We start from the raw sequence: 20,683 nt of genomic DNA on the forward strand, positions 1-20,683 counted from the left end.
TATGCGATGTTCATGCCAATCTCCTGCATGGTACGGCGCAGCGAGGGGATGCCGTACAGGTGCTGGATGAACACAATTTTGAACAATACCACCGGGTCAATGCTGGGACGGCCGTTGTCGCGGCTGTAAAGCGCATCCACCAAGTCGTACAGATGCGTAAAATCCACCGCGCTGTCAATCTGCCGCAGCAGATGCTCCGATGGAACCAGCTCCTCCAAACATAGGATTTCTACTACATTTCTGCGCAATTCCTGCTCTTTTGCTAGCACACGCCGTCCCTCCCCAGTCTTTTCTTATCTTTATTTTACCACACATACGCAAAAAAGCCCAGTGTATACTGGACTTTTTCGACAGGCTGATGTCCTCCTGCTTAAGGAGGACATTTTCTTGTATCAACGGATAATTTGCAGTAAAAAGGGAAAAACTTTTTAGAAAGCATTATTTTACAATATTTTCTTTTATCAATTTCTCTGTTGTATTAAAATCGCTGAAGGTTAGGATATCTTCCACACTGATGTACATCTTCTGATCCTGTATTTCCCTGGTAAAGGAATATTTGCTGTTCAGGGTTAAAGGACGATTTTCCTTATCCGTAGTTAACTCCATCGTGATAGAACTGACCTCATCCAAATTCATCGGATTGCTGCTTGCATATTCCTCCAATGCTTTGTTGGACAAAACATAGGAGACTTTATAGCCCTCCGGGGTTTCCTCTACGTTTGCACTCTCGACCGTTTTGCTGTCCACTGTAACCCAGTAGATTTTGTCAGAGGAGGCAGGGGACTGTTTGCTCAAAGAATTTACTTCGAAGGAACGCCAGCCTTCCGAATCCTTTGCATAATATTCTTTGTTTTTATGATCAATGAAATATTGGGAGTTAGCCGCCGCATTATCTCCGGAGTAGGCAATGTCTGTATAACTTACTTTTTTTCCGCCTACAATATTGAATAGAATGGTATCGGTTCTTGAAATAACGGAATTTGCGGCTATTTCGGGATCCAGTTCCGGATCGTTGGGCCGGTTGATGGAAACGCTCTCCAGTTTATAGGAATCCAGTTTCATCAGAGCTTTCTGGGCGTCATTATAGATGCTGATTGCCTTGGAAGAACCGCCGCTGCAGCCTCCCAAAAGTAAGGTGATCCCCAGTGCGAATATCAAAAGCGATTTTTTCCATTGTCTCATTTGATTGATTTCCTCCATTTTATCTTTTCATATCTTTATTTTTATTATAACAAGAAGAAAACGCTTTTGCAAGAAAAAAGCCGCCATAAAAGTGTTTCAACCTTACAAATCGTGGGATATTACCCTCGGTTTGCTCATAGATTTGTACCAGAACGCTTTCAGAATCAGGGAATATTAAGACGAGGGCATAAAAGATAAGAGATAAAAATCAAGCAAAAGTCCGCAAGGCAAAGAAAATAAAAAAGTTTTTCCTTCTGAAAAACGCAGCTGCGCTTCACACGGTGTTTTTTGAAACAAGCAGGTGCGCACGATTCCGCGCAATTTCCTATGTTATGAAAAAACCGTCATGGAATCAAGGAAATTCCATGACGATCAATCCCTTTTTCAGCAGCAGCAGTCAATCTCCTGCTGAATCGTTGCATTCCGCAGTAAAGTACCTTATTGTCTCTTTTTATTCTTCACATTTTATTGGAGCGCCATTTTGTTGTGCAAAAAACAGTCAGACAGACTTTCCGTACTTTATTGCTCTAACACTTTTCCAAGAACGGATGCGGATGTCTGCGTTACCTTTTCCTCTATTTCACCCAGCTGAGTGGGCTGTTCCACAGAGAAAAGAATGATGGCTCCGATTGCGTCGCCGTCCGCGATGATAGGGCAGACAATGTTACAAAAATACTTCTCACTGTTTTCTAAAAGATACAGGGGATTATTATCCTCATCCATATAGGCGAAGGTCATTCGGTCTTCCAGGATATCTTCCAGCTCTTTGGAAATCGTTTTTTCCATCAGTTCTTTCTTCGGAACACCGCTGACCGCTACGACAGTATCCTTATCGGTGACTGCTGCCGGATATCCGCTGACCCGATTAAGAGCCTCCGCATACTGCATAGAAAACTGTGTTAACTCGCCGACTGGAGAATACTTTTTAAAAATAACTTCCCCGTCTTTATCGGTATATATTTCAAGCGGATCTCCCTCCCGGATACGCATGGTTCGTCTGATTTCTTTGGGGATAACCACCCGCCCTAAATCATCGATTCGCCTGACTATGCCTGTAGCTTTCATTCTATCGTAATCCTCCTTTTATTTATATCACTTTTCTTTCTTTCGTTGGAATATTACTATTATTTGCACAGGAAACCTTTTTATACGGAAAAATTGTTGTGTTGTAAATTTTTTAAGAGTATATAACCTGGCTAAGGGTTACTTGATTATTCAAAAATATGTAAATAATCAGCAATTTATGAAGCAGGCGAGAGAAAATATTTCCTGCTTTATGAGGGTGAAACGCTTTTGGAAGAGCGGGGGAAAAGCACATAGGAAAATCTCCTCGTCGAAAAATATATGCTGCGTGTTGCTCTTTGTGTTTTTCATGCGGCTTTTGCCTTGCAAAAGCGTTTGTCTTGTTATAAAATAGAATTGGGTAAAATAGTTTCCTGTCTCCTCGGGCAGGAAGTTTTACAGGAAAGCGCTTTTCCGAAAAAAGAAAACCATAAGAGAACTTAAAGGAGGTTTTCTGATTGACGTCAAACTTTGCATTTTTACTGAACAATGATCATTATGATTTATTTTCCAGGCCCTGCATAGAGGCGGAGACTGCTCTGAAAGCATCCAGCGCTCAGTGTGCCATTGCTTCTCGAAGAGCGCTTGAACTGGCGGTGAAATGGAACTATTCAGCAGATAAACATTTGAAATATCCCGCTCGCGAAGGGCTGACCAACCTGATTGACAATACACTCTTTAAACAGATGGTGGGGAAAGCGCTCCATGAAAAACTAACCTATATCGTTAAGCTGGGAAATGTGGCGGCGCACACTTCCCAACAGATTGAACGCCAGGAGGCGGTGGAAAGTCTGAAGGGCCTTTTCGACTATGTGCTGTATCTGGACTTCTGCTATGGTAAACACTATCACAACCGGGCGTTTGACGAGCAGATTCTGCCTGATTTGTTTGATGAGTTGACTACGAGGGAAGAGATTGATGACGAGGTCAGCGAAAATGAGATGAACGAATACTTGAAAACCATCAAAAAGCTGCGGCAAGAGCTGGCGAAAGCAAAATCTCTGAACACAAAGATAAGAGAGTACACGTTAAGTCCGACAGATTATTATAAAAAGACTGTATTGAATCTTGAAATAGAATTGAAGGATTTGGGATATGACTTTGAAAATGAGATACGACGGGAGGAAATGTTGGGCTACTGGATTGTCCAGGGTGACAAATCGCTGGCTCTAATCGAATTTGAAAGCACCATTGTCGATATTGAAAAAGGAAAGGAAAAGGCTGACCGATATGCGTTTAGGATGAAACAGAGAGAAGGGCTGTATCCGGTTATTTTTCTGTTTGACGGGTATAAAACATATCTGAAATCCAATGAAAACAAACCCTATGAAGAAGTATTCAGCATTTTCAATCGCCAGGAGATCTTAAACATTATTGAAAACAGAGAACGCAGATATCAGGAAAATAAGATTTTTCCGGAATTACTTGCCTTTCAGCAAAAAGCAGTGGAAGCTGTTTACAGAGCGTTTAACCGGGGGCAGGACAGGGTTCTTATGTGCATGGCGTACGGATCGGGGAAAACGACTATTGCCAGGAATTTGATGCGCGATTTGGCAAACGGGAATAAGGTGCTGTTCATCGCTGAAAATGAAAATCTTGCGCTTGAGATTTATCAGGAGCTGAAAGAGAATATGCGCGTCAGTCTGCTGACAAAACAGCAGCTGCAGCAGTCTAATATGATTATCACCTACTACGATGAAATTTCGGATGCCATCGATGATTTCCGCACGAAAATGAGCAAACGGGTGATCACCCCCCATTATTTTGATACAATTATCTTGGATGATATCTCGAAAGGCATTATGCAGAATAACAAAAATTTGCTGAACTATTTTTACGGGCGTTTTATTGGATTTACCACGATGCCCAAGGAGGATTTGGGAAAAGAAATTTTTTCATTTTTTCGGCTGGAGCGGCCTACATTTGAATACGACTATTTTTCCGCATTATACAGGGATAAGGTGATAGTGGGCTATAAGTTGATTCAGGTGGATTATAGCGAGGATTTAGACGATAGAATGTGGAAAAAGCTTTTGTTTGACAGCGGCTCTTTGAAACGGGTTATCCATATTATCCGGGAGAACATCCTTCTGGAAGGGAAGTGCCTTATTTTTACCGATAACGAAAAACAGGCTTTGAAACTCAAAAATGTGTTTTACGATATCATGAGCTGCTACCATCAGGGACAGGTGGAGGTTCTTGACCGCAGTATCGGGAAAAAACAGGAATTTAAAGGGACGGGCGGCTCCATCCGCATAGGGATTACCTATGGAGAGCTTGAGCGGGGAGTCAACGTGCCAGATATTTTCAATATTGTACTTTTAAAACGAGCCGCATCCAAAACGGAACTGTTGCAGATGATAGGGCGGGGCGCACGACCCTGTACCGGGAAAGAATATTTCCATGTAATTGATTTCTGCGGAAATTTCACCGCTCACAGCATGGCTTCGGATGGTTTTACCGATCGTTCCCTCAATGAAATGCTGTTTGAAAAGAGAATTCGCCTGATTTATGCGATTCAGAATTATGAGAATGCCACCTTTGAACTGGAGGAATTCCGCAGTGAATTGGCGGATACGGTTTACCGCCAGGTGCTGTCCCTGGATCCTTTCTCTTATGAGGTGAAACAGGTTAAGGCTGTTGTGGAGAAATACAGCCGGAAGGAAAGTTTTCTGGCGCTTAGCCGTGAGGACAGCGAGGAGCTTTGCTCCAAAATTGCTCCGCTTATTATGCTTGAAGACAGTGATGAATTTGCCAAACGGTTTGACAACCTTACCTATGAATTGATTTTAGAATATATCCAAAACGGAAAAGTAAACGCGACACTTCAATATGATGTGATAAAAACAGCATTGATGCTTTCTAAGATACCGAATCAAAAGAAAGTGGATAAAAACCATTCCCTGTTGGCTGAAGTACAGTCGGATACATTCTGGAAAAATTTTGACATCATTGATATGGAAAATGTGCGCCGGAAACTGCGGGACTGTGTTTATCTCATCAACCAGAAAGCGGATAAACTTCTGCCCCACATTGGCGGCAGCGATATGAAAGTGCACAAAAGGGAAGAGATAGAATTTTATCTTTAATATGGAGCCGCTAAGGATTTGTGTTATCCAATATATGAAAAACAGAAAGACCGTTTCGCAACATATATTTGGCGGAAAGCAAACAATCGCCATGGAAGGATTCCCTTCCCATGACGATTGTTTCATTTCCTGTTCCATAAGGGGCGCAGCCCTGTCGTTTAACGTTTTTGCGGCGGTATACTCCACCACAGAAAAATGGGGTGGAACCCGCCGCCTAAAAGACGAAGAAATTCTTCATTCTGCTATTTTTAAAATGGTTCATTCAAACTTTTTGCGCTCGGAGAAGAGCTGATACTCATGATAATTCGATTTTTTTTCCGGTACGATTGGACTCGTAAGCAGCCAGAATGATATCCACTGGACGCCTTCCCTCGTACATGTCAATCAGGGGACGCCGATTCTCTTTTATGGCATGCACCATATCGGCAATCTGAAGTCTGTGGTATTCAGTGGTAAAGCCGGCTGGATCGTTGAAGCTTTTCTGCTCTCCCATTCCGATGGCCTTTTCCACAGGGAAATCGGATCCCTCCACATCCCAGCGAATAATAACATCCTCTTTTAAAACCACGGTTCCGTTTGTTCCGCTGATCTCTATCACGCGGGGATAGCCAGGATTCACCGAAGTAGTTCCCTGGATGGTGCCAATGGCTCCGTTTTCATATTCAACCAGCACATTCGCGGTGTCCTCCACTTCAATATTCCGAGCCAGAGTCTTGGTGATGCCGAAAACAGATTTTACCGGTCCCACAAGGTACTGCAGAACATCAATCCCGTGAATGCCCTGGTTCATCAGCGCTCCTCCTCCGTCCAGTTCCCAGGTTCCTCGCCAGGAGCCGGAGGCATAATATTCAGGAGAACGGTAATATTTCATGTAGACATCGGCCAGTATAATTTTTCCCAGCACGCCGTCCTCTATGGCTTTTTTTACGGTCTGCATGGAAGGGGTGAAACGAAGCTGGGATATCACACAGACTTTGACATGATTCTCTTCGCATGCCGTAATCATATCATTTAACTGTTGCTTTGTGATAGCCATCGGTTTTTCCACCACAATATGTTTTTTTGCCTTAGCCGCCTGAACCGCCAAGGGAGCATGAAGGCCGCTGGGGGTGCAAAGGCAGACAGCGTCAATCTCATCGCAATCCAGCATTTCTTCATAGGAAGAAAAGATACGGCAGGGATAGTTTTTTACAAAACGCCCTGCAGATTCAGAATTTCTGTCTGTCACACCGACCAGCTTTGCCTCCTCATTGGAGGTGACAGCCACGGCATGCCATTTTGAAATGGTACCGCATCCAACGATTCCAAATCCTATTTTTTCTTTCATTTTTAAAGTCTCCAATACTTATGCGAGCTTGTAAAGCTGATCCAGATCAACTTCTGTACGCATTTTTTCTCCATTTTCCAAGCGTTCCAGCTCTTCACAGACATGTTTGGCAACACGTTTCAGACCGTTTGTCACGGCACCTGCAATATGGGGAGTCAATACGACATTGTCCAGGAACCGAAGCCGGTTATCCTCTGCCGGAGGCTCGGGATTGGTCACGTCAATGCAAGCGAAAAAGCGGTTTTTTTCCAATTCCTCTATCAGTGCGCTTTCCTCAATAATAGAACCTCTGGCGGTGTTGATCAGTACGGCACCGTCTTTTATCAGCTTCAGATTGTCCCGGTTAAGCATGTTGTCGGTTGCCGGAATAGAAGGGGCGTGAACAGATACAACATCGGCATTTTTAAGCAGTTCATCCAGTTCCGCTTTTTCCGCGCCAAGTGTCGTTACCTGTTCACCGGACAGCGTGGGATCGTATAGCAGGATATCCACATTGAAATTCTGAAGCAGTTTGATGAAATGACGTCCCACATATCCGCCCCCAATAACGCCTACGGTGATGTCATAGAAATCGGTTACCCGGCTCATCCGGTTTTCGTTCCACAATTTATTGCGGGTATCCCTTCCCAGCGTGTAAAAGCCCTTGCAGGCGGAGATGGCAAAGCCCAAAGCGGTCTCGGCTACCCCTTCCCCCAGTGCCACGGCAGAGTTTGTGATGCGGATTTTCCGGCTGATGAACGCATCGCTTAAAATAGGCTTTATACTTCCGGCCGCGTGAATAACCGCTTTCAAATCGGGGCAGGCATCCAGAATGTTTTCGTCCAGAACAGGTGACGACCAGGAGGTAATCAGCACTTCCGTTCCTTTTACGAAATCGATCACATAGTCCATATCCGAAAAATCGTCACGGTCAAAAATGTTTAAATCGCCGAATTCGCGGAGTCTTGCATAATATTTTTCGCTGAAGACGGTATTCCGCTTTTCCTTATTTACAAGTACAGTAATTTTGCTCATCGTTTTTTATTCTCCTCATACAAATTGTCCGTAGTAGGGGGAATCACAGAAGATTCCTCCGCTGGTTTCAAAGAAGGTTTCTCCCAATTCAAAAATACCTTTCCGTGCTTCAATATAGGGCGCGGAGCCGAACAGGGGATGATAGGTCTTCATTTTCTCCCAGTTGGTATAGTTCTGCGCACCGTTGGATTCCAACACACCGATTTTCATTCCCGGCAGCAGGTCAATCCTTGCGGCGATGTTCTTGTTAAAATCGACCATCCAGGGATTTACGGTTAAATCGGCGCAGAAGCAGGGAATGTTTCTTTTATACGCCTCATTCAGTATTTGGATCGACATGGACATGGTTTTGGCGATCGGCTTCAGTGCGATCGCTGTATAGCCCAGCTCGATGCGTTCTACCGCATCCTCATAAGAATGGGCGGATTCGTCTGCTGCGATACGTACTTTTAAATCAGAGATGTCTTCTTTATATTCTTCCGGAAAAGGCTCTTCCAAAATCATAATCCGATCCAGCGCATCGATTTTGTCCGCATATTCCAAAAATGCAGACAGCCGCTGTTTGGAATCATACCTTCCGTTCGCGTCCAGATAGTAAGGGATATGACCGCTTTCGGTGTAGGGAGTCCGCACGTCCTTCACTGCCTCGTGGATCTCCCGGAGACGGTTTTTATCCCATTCCAGCATTTTTTCCATGGAACCGTCCTTTTCCGGATCGGAGCCGATCTTAATTTTCAGGAAAAAGAAGCCCTCATCGATCAGCCTCCTCACATCCGCAACGCTCATATTGTAAGAGACAAGAGGGACGTTGCAGAGCTTGGCATGCTTATTTTCCAAAGTTTTTTTCCACGGTTTTGGAATCAACTTCAGAAAATCTGTTTGGTGATTTTCTTTTGCATACAGTTGCCAGACCGCATTGTCCACGCAAACCAGACTGTTCAAAGCAAAAGTTTTGCGCAGATTACTGTTGTTGGTGATCCGCTTGCCATACGCGTAAACCTTGGGATAGATTTCTTCCAGTAACGTGAAGGGATCTTCAAAGGTTGTATTTTCGATCAGCTTTAGAGCATAGTCGCTCATGGCATACATGTAGGCATTCCCGCAGGACTGAGAGACGCTGGTGAAAACGCGGGAATCAGACCACAGGACGCTTTGTACGCCCAAACCTATGCCAATGTGATCCGCAGTGCTGATTTTTGCCACCGTCTGCCAGAGTTCGTTGAGATATCCGCCTTTGAATCCAAAGGGAGCTTTCAGAGGCTCCCGAATAAAATTAGAGTTGGTTGATTGTATCTTCATTCTTAGTACCTTTAAAGATTCAGATACATTTTGTTGTCATGCGCCGCGTATTCTTCTTCGAAAGCATAGCCGTCAAAGCGCTCATCATTCAGGTCGCGGAGAAAAACTTCGCCGCAGCCGGTATCTCTGGATTTCTTGCCGGCCAGCATAATCATGCAGGAATCCGTGATAGCTTCCACATCTGCGATCGTATTTTTATGATTGGCCAGTTCCTCATATAAATTTTTCAGCAAAGAGATGTAAATATTATCAACATTAATCTCAAAGTGATAGGTGCCCTTTGTTGTCATGATTGTGATATCAAAGGGATGCCAATGATTTAAAAAGGTATTGTATGTAGCTGTAATCCCATTTTCAAATGTAATGAAAAAGGTTTCGCATTCCATATTGTCAACTTTTTTGCTGCGGCCGGCAAACTTACAGCTTTTCCCCTTTGCACCCGCAATGGCGCTCAGTGCTTCCACGACATGGATCCCGTAGTTGAACTCATCTACTCCGGAGGTACCGAATATGTTGAGAATTTCACCCCGTTCTTCCAGCGGCTTTGCCAAAAAATCACGGATTTCATAGGCATAACGCACGGAAGATGACCCCAGAATCTTTGCGCCGCTTGCCGCCAGCTGCCTTATTTTACGAATGTCTTCCATGGATCCAACCATGGGTTTGTCCAGAAAAACCGGGACGCCTTTTTCAATGAAAGGCATCGCATAAGGAATATGCTTCTCCCAGTTGCAGGACTGAATGAAGCCAACATCGACGTGCTCCACCATATCTTTAATTTCATCCACAATCTGAATATCATACTTTTTCGCAAAAGATTCCACCTGATCTTTTCCGCGGAATCCTTTGTTGCATACATAGGCGTATTTCATAGGGATACCGTTCTTCAGCATTTTTTTCGTAAAGGTCAGTGGATGAGACACGTCAATATCTACAAGACCGATTTTAATCATGTTATTTTACCTCTCTTCCATATTTGTTCTCAACAGTCCGCTGACTGTATGGATTTTAAATACGCGGAATGTTATCTTGCTTACTGTATTTATTATATACCTTTTTTTTCGGATTGTCGTTACACAATCTTAGCTTCTTTTTGTCTATTTTTGATAATTTAAAAATAAAGGCCTGCGGCTTCCATGCCGCAGGCCTTTCCCTTATCATTCGATGTTCAGATAATTTTTCAAAAGTTCTTCAAGAATTTCATCCCGCTCCAGTGAGCTGATCAGTACACGGGCATTCTTATGACTGGTGATATAGGTTGGATCACCCGACATAATATAGCCTATGAACTGGTTCACAGGGTTGTATCCCTTCTCAATTAAAGCGTTAAAAACATCGTTGATTATCTTTCGTGGATTCTTGTTTTCATCTTTCACTGAGGGGATTTGGCGTGTTTCATCTAAATTCATTCAAAATCCCTCCTGTTCCTATGGATGCAATTGATTCTGTCCTTAGAATACCGCTTTTTTCGGTCAAATGCAATACTCTTTCAGAAAACTTAACAGAAATGTCATATTTCCCGGAAAATTACCGGAGATCCGCCCCGACTTCTTCCTTCAAGCCTTTTAATATTTTATCCATGGAGGCGTTCACTTCCTCGTCATTCAAGGTGCGGTCTGCGGCACGGAAGCTCAGAGAGTATGCAATACTCTTTTTTCCTTCCGGGATCTGGCTTCCTTTATAGACGTCAAACAAGCTGAAATGTTCCAGGATCTTTCCGGCTTTTTTCACGATAACGGCTTCAATCTGGGAAACCATCACCTCATCATCTACCAGCATAGCCATATCCCGGGTAGTTGCGGGGAATTTGGGCAGATGTTCATATTTCAAAGTGCGGTTGACGGAATCATACAGGGTATTCAGATCCAGTTCGCACAGGTAGACTTTTTCGCCGATCTCATAGTTCTTGCAAACCAGAGGATGTATTTCCCCAATCACCCCGATAGTGTCTCCGTTTTCGTTTAAAATATGCGCTGTACGGTAAGGGTGGAATGTTTTGTTGTCCTGAACCGGTACATAGGAGACTTTGTCAATTCCCAAATCATCCAGCAATGCCTGAACCATTCCCTTAAGTGCAAAGAAATCTGTATTACCGTAACAGCCCAGCGTTACCTTTTTCCGCTCCTCCGGAAGTTCGGTGACAGGAAGGAATTTCGGCAGATATACATTGGCGCATTCGAACAGAAAAGCTTCCTTGTTGCGGTGGCTGTAATTGCGCTGCAGTACCTCCAGCATGGAATGAATGGAGGTTGTGCGCATGATGCTATTTTCCTCGCCGAGCGGATTACTTATCGTTACCACCTTGCGCAGGGGAGATTCCGCATCGATCCGAAGCAGATCGAACAGCTTGGGATTCGTGAAGGAATAGGCATAAATTTCATAAAATCCTTTGTCAGCCAGCAGTGTCTTGATTCTGTTTTCAAAACTCTGTTCTTTCGTGAAGCCGCCCTGCAGGGTATCACCCTGCAGCATGGTGGATTTTATGTTATTATAGCCGTAAATCCGAGCAACCTCTTCGGCAATATCGTTCATGCAGCCGATGTCAATCCGAAAGCTCGGTGCGGTGACCATTCCGTTTTCCACTTTGAACGTCAAGTTTTCCAAAATTTTTATCATGTCAGCTTCCGGGATCTCCGTCCCGAGGAAGCGGTTGATTTTATCTGCCTCCAGCGGCAGGGTAACCGGCTGTTTCTCTATTTTCTGAATATCAATGATGCCGCCCACAATCTCACCGGCTCCAAGCTGTTCCACAAGCTCCAGAGCACGGTTCAGCGCGGGGAGTACCATGTTCGGATCCAGACCTTTTTCATAACGTGCGGAGGATTCCGTTCGCATTCCTAGCGATACGGCGGTTTTCCGCACGGAGGATCCCAGAAAATTTGCGGATTCAAAAACAATGGTTTTGGTGTCTTCGGTTACGCCGCTGTTTTCCCCGCCCATAACGCCGGCAATCGCGTTTGGTTTTTCCTTATCGCAGATAACCAGCATATTAGCGTTCAGCTCCCGTTCGATGCCGTCCAGCGTCATGATTTTTTCCCCGTCCTTTGCACAGCGGACGTTGATCTCATTGCCTTCAATATAGGAGATGTCAAAGGCGTGCATCGGCTGACCATATTCCAGCATGACATAGTTGGTGATATCCACAATATTGTTAATAGCCCGAACACCGGCACGGTTCAGCCTTCTCTGCATCCATTCGGGAGAGGGTTCAATTTTCACATTTTTAACGACCTTAGCTGCATAGCGGTAACATTTTTGATTGTCCTCCACACAGACGCTCAGATAATCGTCAATGTCCTCGCCATTTTCATGATAAACCGATTCTTTGACCGCAAACGGACGTTTAAAGGTCGCTGCTGTTTCCCTGGCAAGCCCAATGATGCTCAGACAGTCGGGACGGTTGGAAGTAATTTCAAACTCCACCACGTCCTCCTTTAAGCCGAGGGCCTTGACAGCATCCTCGCCTATGGGAAGACTTGGATCCAGAATCCAGATGCCGGTGGCTTTCTCGTCGTTGATATTAACGCCTAGCTCCTCATCAGAGCAGAGCATCCCGTTGGATTCCACACCGCGCAGTTTTCCTTTTTTGATCTTTACACCCCCGGCCAGCGTAGATCCTGCCAAGGCTACGGGGACCATGTCGCCCTCCTGCACATTGGGGGCGCCGGTGACAATCTGAACGGTTTCTTCGCCCACATTGACCTGACAGACGCGCAACTTATCCGCGTCCGGATGAGCTTCTATCTTTTCAATCTTTCCGATAACCACATTGCTGATTCCACCGCAGACCGTATCGCAGCCTTCCACTTTGGAGCCGGACATAGTCAGCTCATGCATATATTCTTTCATGGGAATGTCTTTCACGTCGGTGAATTCATTCAGCCAGCTCATAGGTACTTTCATTTTTTGTCCCCTCCTTTAAAACTGTTTCAGGAACCTGACATCGTTCTCGAAGAACAGACGCAGATCGTCTATATCATAGCTTCTCATTACCAAACGTTCCAATCCGATACCGAAAGCGAAGCCGCTGTATACCTCGGGATCAATGTTGCAGTTTCGCAGTACCTGAGGATGCACCATTCCCGCTCCGAGGATTTCAATCCAGCCTTCCCCTTTGCAGACGCGGCAGCCTTCCCCCTTACAGACGAAGCAGGAGACGTCAACTTCGGCGCTCGGCTCTGTGAAAGGGAAGTGGTGGGGACGGAAACGGATTTTCGCATCTTCTCCATAGAGCTTTTTGACGACCAGCTCCAGGGTTCCTTTCAGATCCCCCATAGTGATTCCTTTGTCCACCACAAGACCTTCAATCTGATGGAAAACAGGGGAATGAGTGGCATCCACCGAATCCGAACGAAACACCTTGCCCGGCGCGATTACGCGGATAGGCGGCCGCTGTTTTTCCATGGTACGGATCTGCATGGGAGAGGTTTGGGTTCTCAGAACAATATTGTCGGAGATATAAAAGGTATCCTGCGTATCCCGGGCAGGATGATCTTTCGGCAAATTCAGCGCCTCAAAGTTATAATAATCGTATTCCACTTCCGGACCTTCCGCAATGGAGAAACCCATACCGATAAAGATATCCTCCAGCTCATGCAGAACTTTGGTCAGCGGATGAAGCCCGCCCTTCCGCGGCATTTTTCCAGGCATGGAAACGTCAATCTTTTCCTGCTCCAATTTTTCCAGCATAGCCTTTTCTTCCAGAATAGAAACCTCTTTCGCAATCGTTTCCTCCAGCAAGGCGCGCACCTCGTTTGCCACCAAGCCAATGACGGGACGTTCCTCGGCGGTCAGTTTTCCCATTCCCTTTAAAATCTGGGTCAGTTCTCCCTTTTTGCCCAGATATTTTACCTTGATGGCTTCCAGATCTTTTAAGGACTGGGCGGAACGGATTTCCGCAACGCCTTTTTCTTTGATTTGCATCAAAGCTTCTTTCATTTCTATCATCCTTTCCGTTTTTTACATTCGCAAATGCAGAATGCATCCGGTTTGCGTTTCTTCCTTACCCGGGCACAAAAAAATCGCCCCTGAAAAAGGGACGAATCATCTTCGCGGTACCACCCGGATTCCGGCATTCTTCTGCCGGCGCTCAAAATTGTTAACGGTGTCTCTCACCGCCGCAACTTATTTGGGGAATCCCGTTCAGAAGCGGAGCTGTACAGGCGAACTTCAGGACGATTCTTTGAAAAGTGCTTTCAGCCGGTGGCACTTTCTCTCTGTCAAAGCAGGTCGTTCCCTACTCTTCCTGTATCATAACGCTTTTTCCAATATTACATTTTACTATACCACAACTTTTTTGGTTTTTCAAGTATTTTTATGATTTTTCGATAACCTTGCAGGATTCCATTTATTTTTCAAAAGCACTCCGGTTTTTCAATTGCAGAACTGCCCTTTTTAAAAGGTTTTCTTTCTTTTCCTGCAAAGAGGCCCATTGGCTGCGTTCTGCCGCTTCTCTCATAAAATATTGCTGTGCGGAGAGATTGTTTTTTTCCAGATTTTCCGGTTCTGTATATGTGCCGAAACGATTCAGCTTTTTTGCTTTCACCGTGTCATGAAGGTAAATCTGAAGCATATCATAAATTTGTTTCTTCAGATTTTGGTCTGCAATCGGGCAGGCTATTTCCACACGGCGATCCATATTTCTTGTCATCAAATCTGCGGAGGAAATGAAAATATTCATACCGCTTCCTTCGCCGAAGCAATAGACGCGGGAATGTTCCAGAAACCGGCCGACAATACTGATAACAGAGATGTTTTCCGTCTTACCTTTTAAACCGGGAATCAGACAACAAATGCCACGAACAATCAGTTGGATTCTTACTCCTGATTGAGATGCCTGTGCAAGCTTGTCGATCATTTCACGGTCGGTGAGAGAATTCATCTTCATGATAATTTTGCCTTCCCGCCCGGAAACGGCTTTTTCGATTTCCATGTCTATCTGTTTCATCAGTCCCTGTTTCAGACCGTAAGGTGCAACGAAAAGCGTGTCATAATAACCATCCAGTTTTCCGATTCCCATGTTTTTAAAAAATTCCACTGCGTCCAGTCCAACCGATTCATTGGAAGTGAGGAGGCTCAAATCGGTGTATAGCTTTGCTGTCTTTTCGTTATAGTTTCCCGTGCCAATCTGGGTGATATACTGGATTTTATTTTTTCCTTTTCTGGTGATAAGACATATTTTGGAGTGTACCTTATACTCGTCAAATCCATAGATCACATGGCATCCGGTCTCCTCCATCCGCTCGGCCCAGCCGATATTGTTTTGCTCGTCAAAGCGTGCCCGCAGCTCCATCAAAATTGTGACATCTTTCCCATTTTCAGCTGCCAGGCACAGATATTCCGCAAGCTTTGATTGGTTTGCCAGCCGGTAGATTGTGATTTTGATGGAAATAACATTTTGATCAAATGCAGCTTCCTTCAAAAGGCGGAGAAAGGGACCGATTTCCTCGTAGGGAAAGGATAGCAGTAAATCTTTTTTCTGCACAAAAGAGAGAATAGAATCCTTCTTTGAGATGTACGGGGAGCACTGTGGAAGAAAAGGAGGATAACTCATCCTTGTCCGCAGAACAGACGGCAAATGCTCCGCCAGTGTAAAGACATATTTCATGTCAAGAGGTGTGCAGGAGTAAAAAATTTGTTCCTTTCGGAGATGCAGTTTCGCACTGAGATATTGTTCCATCTCGCTGCTCATTGTATCCTGAATTTCCAGACGAACTGGATCCAGACGCGCTCTTTTTTTTAATATTTTTTTCATATGGCAGCGGTAATCTTCATCCATATCATAAGCTTCATCATCCGGATTGATATCCGCGTTGCGCGTGACGGATATTATGTTTTTCTCAAGGATGCGATAAGAGTCAAACACTTCCTGGGAATATTCCAGAAGAATATCCTCCAAAAGAATATATTCCAATTTATTTCCAGGCGTAAAAATGAGTTTCGGAAGTGTTGACGGAAGGGGAATCATGCCAAACATTTTTTTGTTTGATTTATCCTTTAGCAGAAGAAAAATATAAATCCCTTTGTTTATAAGGTGGGGGAAAGGATGATGGATATCAATAATCTGCGGTGACAAAACAGGCAGGATACGGTTTTCGAAATAATGCTTTACGAATTTTCTGCTTCCGTTTTTAAGTTGCTGCGGTGCTGTGTGGAATACATGGTTGTGCGCCATCAACTGTTGGACTTCTGAAAAAATGTTATCCCGTTTGCGGTACAGAGGAGGGACCGCGTGAAAAATTGAATCAAGCTGCTGGGAAGCCGTCATACCTGTTTTATTATCACAGCTTTCCTCTCCGAGCAGACAAAGATCATGCAGACTGCCTACCCGGATCATAAAAAACTCATCAAGATTGCTTGTGAAAATGGAAATAAATTTGAGACGCTCAAAAAGGGGAACCGACTCGTCTGCCGCTTCCTTTAAAACACGCTCATTGAATTTCAGCCAAGACAATTCACGGTTTACGGTATAGCTGAAATCATAATTTGGGGTTTCCATTCTCTGTTCCTCTTTTCTCTCAACATTTGAGGGACAATCCATGAATCTATTAAACTTTCATCTTTTTTAACAGATATCCCTCACGCACGCCATATCTGCTGATAACAACCTGCTCCGACTGGAATGCATCCATCAAAGTTTCCAGAATCACCATACCCGGTTTCAGAATATGAACGCGATCCGGTACAATCTGCAAAATTTTGTCACAGGTTTCACGGCCGGTTCCACTCAGTTCTTCCAAAACTTTCCGAATGCCGCCGGCTTTCATCTCTTTGTTCTGCACATCCAGTTCAAACCGATCATTATACAGTTTTCCTGTGGCACGGATCGTTCCGCCTACCCCGCAGATAACAGGATAATGAGTTCCTTCTAAAAAGCTGAGATCTTCCAGCTGTTTCGCAACGGCTTTCCGTATGTCTGTACATTCCTTTTCCTTAGGCAATAGCTTTTTTACATACTTGCGGTACATGGCGAGAGAACCGACCGGTATACTCATAGCCTGAAGCATTTTTCCATCCTGAAAGGGAACTAGTTCCGTACTGCCGCCTCCAATATCGATGAGGATGCCTTCCGTTAGCTCCGCATCATGCACGGCACCGAAAAAATCCAGTTCAGCCTCCTCGATTCCGCTCAGCACCTCCACACGGAGCCCTGTCAATTGATAAATAGCTGCCACAGCTTCCTCGGTGTTTGTAATGTTTCTCAGCGAAGCGGTGGCAAACACATAGATCTCATCGATTTCAAAATTGGATAGGATATGCTGATAAAGGCAGAGAACTTCACAGGCCCGGCGAATCCCTTTTTGACACATCTCACCGTTTTTTACGAATCCGATCAATCCCGCCATTGTTTTTTTATGCAAAAGCAGCGTAATCTTTTTCTGTTCCGTCTTATAGATGGAAAGACGGATTGTATTTGAACCCACGTCAATGATGCCGACAATCATAAGATATCGATGCCTCCTATCGATTTTCTATTTTAAAACAGGACAGTTAAATTTCTGTGAAATCCCAATAAGGTTGCTGTTAAATATTTTGTACCGTTTTTCCGGTTTCATAGATGGTAAAAATTTTGCACGTTTTTTATAACATAGGAAATTGCCGGAAATTGTGTGCGGAGCGTTCTTGTTTTTAAAAAATATACCGTCTTCCTATGAAAACGTTGTATTTAAGAATGAAGTTTCTTGGAAAAATAGAAAGAAAGACGCCGATGGATGCTTGAGATCCATTGGCGTCTTTGAAATGGAATATTAAGAGACAATGTATTCGCTTTTAAATTCGGTTAAAATCAAATCCAATATGATTCAACAGCGCCTTGGCTATAACCATATGACCGGTGCCATTTGGATGAACCCTGTCATTCGAGAGAGCATAAGTCAACGCTTTTTCCAAATACTTATCAAAATAATTCTGTGTGTCAATCACCGAACACCCATATCTTGTCCCGACCTTTGCCATGCATTCTCCGTAATTATCGACCATTCTGCGGAATAAATCCTCCCGGTTTGTCTCCATGAAGAAGGGTTTCATAAGAATGATGCCCTTCGTTTTATCCTGCAGTTTTTCTATCATGCGGCAAAGATTTTGCTCATACTCGTCGATATACACATGCCGTTCTTTTATCTGCGCACTTTCCAATTGTCTCCAGATATCGTTCACGCCGATCATGATTGTGACCCAATCCGGATTTTTTTGGACGCAGTCCTCATCAAACCGCGCCAGGAGCTGCCTGGAGGTATCCCCGTTAATCCCCTGATTAATTACTCGGATATTCAACTCCGGATAATAAGCGTCCAGTAGAATTTTGGTAAAGTACACATATCCTTTGCCCCATGCGAGAGCCTGATTGGAATCTTCTCCTGCCCTCAGTTCTTTGCATGAATCGGTAACCGAGTCACCGCACATAACAAGGATATCGTTTTGTTCCAATAACATTATCTCTGCACTCCTCTTCTAATATTTTCTGTAATGTTTTATTGGTTTAAGGTGTCTGCATTACACTGACCATATTGGTTATCGCCGGCTGCAACCACGGAGCCGTCCTTTTTTAGACCAATGGTCTGATTTCTATCTGCTTTCACAGCGATGATATCGGTCCAGCCGGACACCTCGCACTGTCCATAAGCGTTGCTTCCGGTTGCGACGACTGTGCCGTCCTTCCTTAGGCCTACTGTGTGATCTCTTGAAGTCACTACTTTTGTGATGTCAGTGAACCCGGATAAATCATAATTTTCAACTCCGGAAATCGTCGACACCACGGTACCGTCTTTTTTCAGGCCTACCGTGGCATAAGGACCGCATTCCACATCCACAATATCCGTCCAATCCCTTACATTACACTCACCGTTTTCATTGGAACCGCTGTAGAAAATTTCGCCGGATTTTGTAAGACCCACATAGTGATAAGCGCCAGCTGAAACGGTTTTTACTTTTTTTGCTTTGGATACCAGAGTTTGCCCGTATTCCTTGCCGCCAGCGGCAACCAAGGTTCCGTCTTTTTTCAATCCAATCACGAAATCATAACCAACGGTTACCTTTTTTATTTTGTCCCACTTGGAGATCTCAGCGCTGTCGACGGAATTTGTATGCAGTTTGCCATTCTCGTCTATGATCACAGCAAATCCGCTTGCGTCAATTTGTTTTGCATTTGAAATTTCAGAAAGCCCGGGGAAACTGACGGGACGCCCCGTCGTTTTGATCTTTCCGCCTTTTATCACCATCGCATGATTGCCGGTTGCAGCGATCCGATCCTGAGGATCCTCCCGATCTTCCATCATTCCTGTCACTGCGAGAACCGCGGTTGCAAGTACGACGACTGCCAGGCCAATCCATAGTACATTTTTAACAATCTTATTCATAATATCTCTCCTTATTATAAAATATCCCATTCCATTAATAAATAGATATTCTTATTTTATTTTGTATTATTTCAACCTTGCTGTTTTATGCTGCAAAACACACGGATACCTCCATAATACCGCCCTGCCGCAAATCTGCTTCCCCACAGGGTACGATCTTATTTAGCGAAAAGCAGGAGCATTTCCACTCTGGGAGGATAAAACGCCTATATGGTGGTTCTTGCTCCAAAAAAGCGTTTTGTCTTATTATAATATGACTTTCAGAATATGTAAATAGATATCCTTTAAATTTCAACATTGGTTATTTGCAGGTCGATTTTTTGGTTTTCACGTCTAATACCGCCTCTGCGTTGACTTTCCGGACAAGCACTGCTAAAATACGGTCTTGTATTTCAAGAAGAACAGATGGGAGAGAAGGACATGAAAAGAAAGCAAGCAATATATTTTATCTGCAAAATTTGTTTCCTTGCAGTATTGTTTCTTTTGCCTGCAGCTGTTTCCGGTCTTGCGGCAGACAGTGTAGACGATATCAACCAAAAGATAGCGCATTTTGAGCAGAGAAGAGGCTCACTTGAGGAAATGCAGCAGGCTACGGGCCAGCTGGCTGATAAATACAGAAGTATAGGCTACCTGGATGAACAGGACAGCATTCAAAATCTGAAGGTGAACTGGCGCTCTCTGGAGTCGGAACGTATTACCGTCAATAATGAACTGGAGTATTTATATGGGGAAAAGCAAAATGCGGAGGAAAAAGAAAAGAGGTTTCTCGGAGAATTCAGGCTGACAGCTTACTGCCCCTGCCATACCTGCAGCGGGGGGTATGGGTTTCAAACAGCAACCGGCGTAAAGGCGGCGGAAGGCATTACAATTGCTGTGGATCCACGAGTTATACCCTATCATACGAAAGTTTATATTGAAGGGGTAGGATACCGGATTGCTCAGGATTGTGGGGGTGCAGTGAAACAAAAACACATTGACATATTCGTGGAGGATCATCGTTCGTGCTATTTATCCCAGTACAACCAGCCTTCCGCTAAAGTCTGGCTGGCAGATTAGAAATAATAAAAATGTTATTCAGAAAACCACTGTCTCTGGATAATCCTGCTTTTATATGCAGAACCCGGGGAATTTCCTGTGATATCAAAAACAGGGAAGCCTGCGCTTCCCTGTCAGACTGTCAAAAAATTCGGTCTACCGCAAGCAATCACGATGGAATGAATTCCATTATAAAAAAGTTTTTCCTTCCAAAAAACGCAGCTGTGCCTCGCACACTGTTTTTTGAAAAATGCCAATGGCTCCATCGAGGAACCATTGGCATTGCTTGCTTTTCGCCAAAATCAACCCTACCGTACCGT

General features: G+C 44.3%; 16 protein-coding genes and 1 other annotated feature. Of the genes, 2 read left to right on the plus strand and 14 right to left on the minus strand.

Annotation, left to right across the window (positions count from 1 at the left end; translation table 11 throughout):
* From KQI32_RS10125 to spoVT, 3 genes are all read right to left on the minus strand, one after another.
* The coding region (locus tag KQI32_RS10125; RefSeq protein WP_216423449.1) for a transposase at window positions 1-269 on the minus strand (269 nt) is incomplete at its 3' end.
* Between the two features lie 169 nt (window positions 270-438).
* Window positions 439-1,182, minus strand: coding sequence for a hypothetical protein (locus KQI32_RS10130; RefSeq protein ID WP_216424892.1), 744 nt, complete (start codon window positions 1,180-1,182; stop codon window positions 439-441).
* Window positions 1,183-1,701: 519 nt separating this feature from the next.
* Window positions 1,702-2,247, minus strand: a complete 546-nt coding sequence (spoVT, locus tag KQI32_RS10135) for a stage V sporulation protein T (protein ID WP_177691797.1) — start codon at window positions 2,245-2,247, stop codon at window positions 1,702-1,704.
* Between the two features lie 455 nt (window positions 2,248-2,702).
* Between spoVT and KQI32_RS10140 the strand changes: the two genes are divergently transcribed.
* Complete coding sequence (locus KQI32_RS10140) at window positions 2,703-5,333, plus strand: DEAD/DEAH box helicase family protein (protein ID WP_216424893.1); 2,631 nt, start codon at window positions 2,703-2,705, stop codon at window positions 5,331-5,333.
* A gap of 295 nt (window positions 5,334-5,628) precedes the next feature.
* Here the strand turns inward: KQI32_RS10140 and KQI32_RS10145 are convergent, their stop codons facing one another.
* From KQI32_RS10145 to KQI32_RS10195, 11 genes are all read right to left on the minus strand, one after another.
* On the minus strand, window positions 5,629-6,660 hold the full coding sequence (locus KQI32_RS10145) for a Gfo/Idh/MocA family protein (protein ID WP_177691795.1): 1,032 nt from the start codon (window positions 6,658-6,660) through the stop codon (window positions 5,629-5,631).
* An 18-nt stretch (window positions 6,661-6,678) separates the two neighbouring features.
* Window positions 6,679-7,674, minus strand: coding sequence for a hydroxyacid dehydrogenase (locus KQI32_RS10150; RefSeq protein WP_177691794.1), 996 nt, complete (start codon window positions 7,672-7,674; stop codon window positions 6,679-6,681).
* Between the two features lie 15 nt (window positions 7,675-7,689).
* Window positions 7,690-8,973, minus strand: coding sequence for a mandelate racemase/muconate lactonizing enzyme family protein (locus KQI32_RS10155; RefSeq protein WP_216424894.1), 1,284 nt, complete (start codon window positions 8,971-8,973; stop codon window positions 7,690-7,692).
* 11 nt (window positions 8,974-8,984) lie between these two features.
* Window positions 8,985-9,926 (minus strand): Gfo/Idh/MocA family protein, encoded by a 942-nt coding sequence (locus KQI32_RS10160; RefSeq protein ID WP_216424895.1) that lies wholly within the window; start codon window positions 9,924-9,926, stop codon window positions 8,985-8,987.
* 204 nt (window positions 9,927-10,130) lie between these two features.
* Window positions 10,131-10,382 carry an IreB family regulatory phosphoprotein gene (locus KQI32_RS10165; RefSeq protein ID WP_177691791.1) on the minus strand — a complete coding sequence of 84 codons (252 nt, stop codon included), beginning with the start codon at window positions 10,380-10,382 and terminating at the stop codon, window positions 10,131-10,133.
* 118 nt (window positions 10,383-10,500) lie between these two features.
* Window positions 10,501-12,876: a phenylalanine--tRNA ligase subunit beta gene (pheT, locus tag KQI32_RS10170; protein ID WP_216424896.1), complete on the minus strand. Its 2,376-nt coding sequence runs from the start codon at window positions 12,874-12,876 to the stop codon at window positions 10,501-10,503.
* Between the two features lie 15 nt (window positions 12,877-12,891).
* Window positions 12,892-13,896: a phenylalanine--tRNA ligase subunit alpha gene (gene pheS, locus KQI32_RS10175; RefSeq protein WP_374197074.1), complete on the minus strand. Its 1,005-nt coding sequence runs from the start codon at window positions 13,894-13,896 to the stop codon at window positions 12,892-12,894.
* A 108-nt stretch (window positions 13,897-14,004) separates the two neighbouring features.
* Window positions 14,005-14,236 (minus strand) — a binding site (T-box leader).
* Between the two features lie 84 nt (window positions 14,237-14,320).
* Window positions 14,321-16,513: a polyphosphate kinase 1 gene (gene ppk1 / locus KQI32_RS10180; protein ID WP_216424897.1), complete on the minus strand. Its 2,193-nt coding sequence runs from the start codon at window positions 16,511-16,513 to the stop codon at window positions 14,321-14,323.
* A 7-nt stretch (window positions 16,514-16,520) separates the two neighbouring features.
* Entirely contained in the window at window positions 16,521-17,417 is an 897-nt protein-coding gene (locus tag KQI32_RS10185) for a phosphatase (RefSeq protein ID WP_216424898.1), read from the minus strand.
* 325 nt (window positions 17,418-17,742) lie between these two features.
* The gene (locus KQI32_RS10190) at window positions 17,743-18,405 is read right to left on the minus strand and encodes an SGNH/GDSL hydrolase family protein (protein ID WP_216424899.1); all 663 of its coding nucleotides are present in this window, start codon (window positions 18,403-18,405) and stop codon (window positions 17,743-17,745) included.
* Window positions 18,406-18,443: 38 nt separating this feature from the next.
* A complete protein-coding gene (locus KQI32_RS10195) occupies window positions 18,444-19,328 on the minus strand; it encodes a hypothetical protein (protein WP_216424900.1) in 885 nt (294 codons plus the stop codon).
* Between the two features lie 420 nt (window positions 19,329-19,748).
* Here KQI32_RS10195 and KQI32_RS10200 point away from each other — a divergent pair, with 420 nt between their 5' ends.
* Entirely contained in the window at window positions 19,749-20,384 is a 636-nt protein-coding gene (locus KQI32_RS10200) for a 3D domain-containing protein (RefSeq protein ID WP_253291156.1), read from the plus strand.
* Window positions 20,385-20,683 lie beyond the last annotated feature (299 nt).

Origin of the sequence: Acetivibrio sp. MSJd-27, assembly GCF_018918095.1 — a bacterium.
Classification (GTDB): Bacteria; Bacillota; Clostridia; order UMGS1840; family HGM11507; genus HGM11507.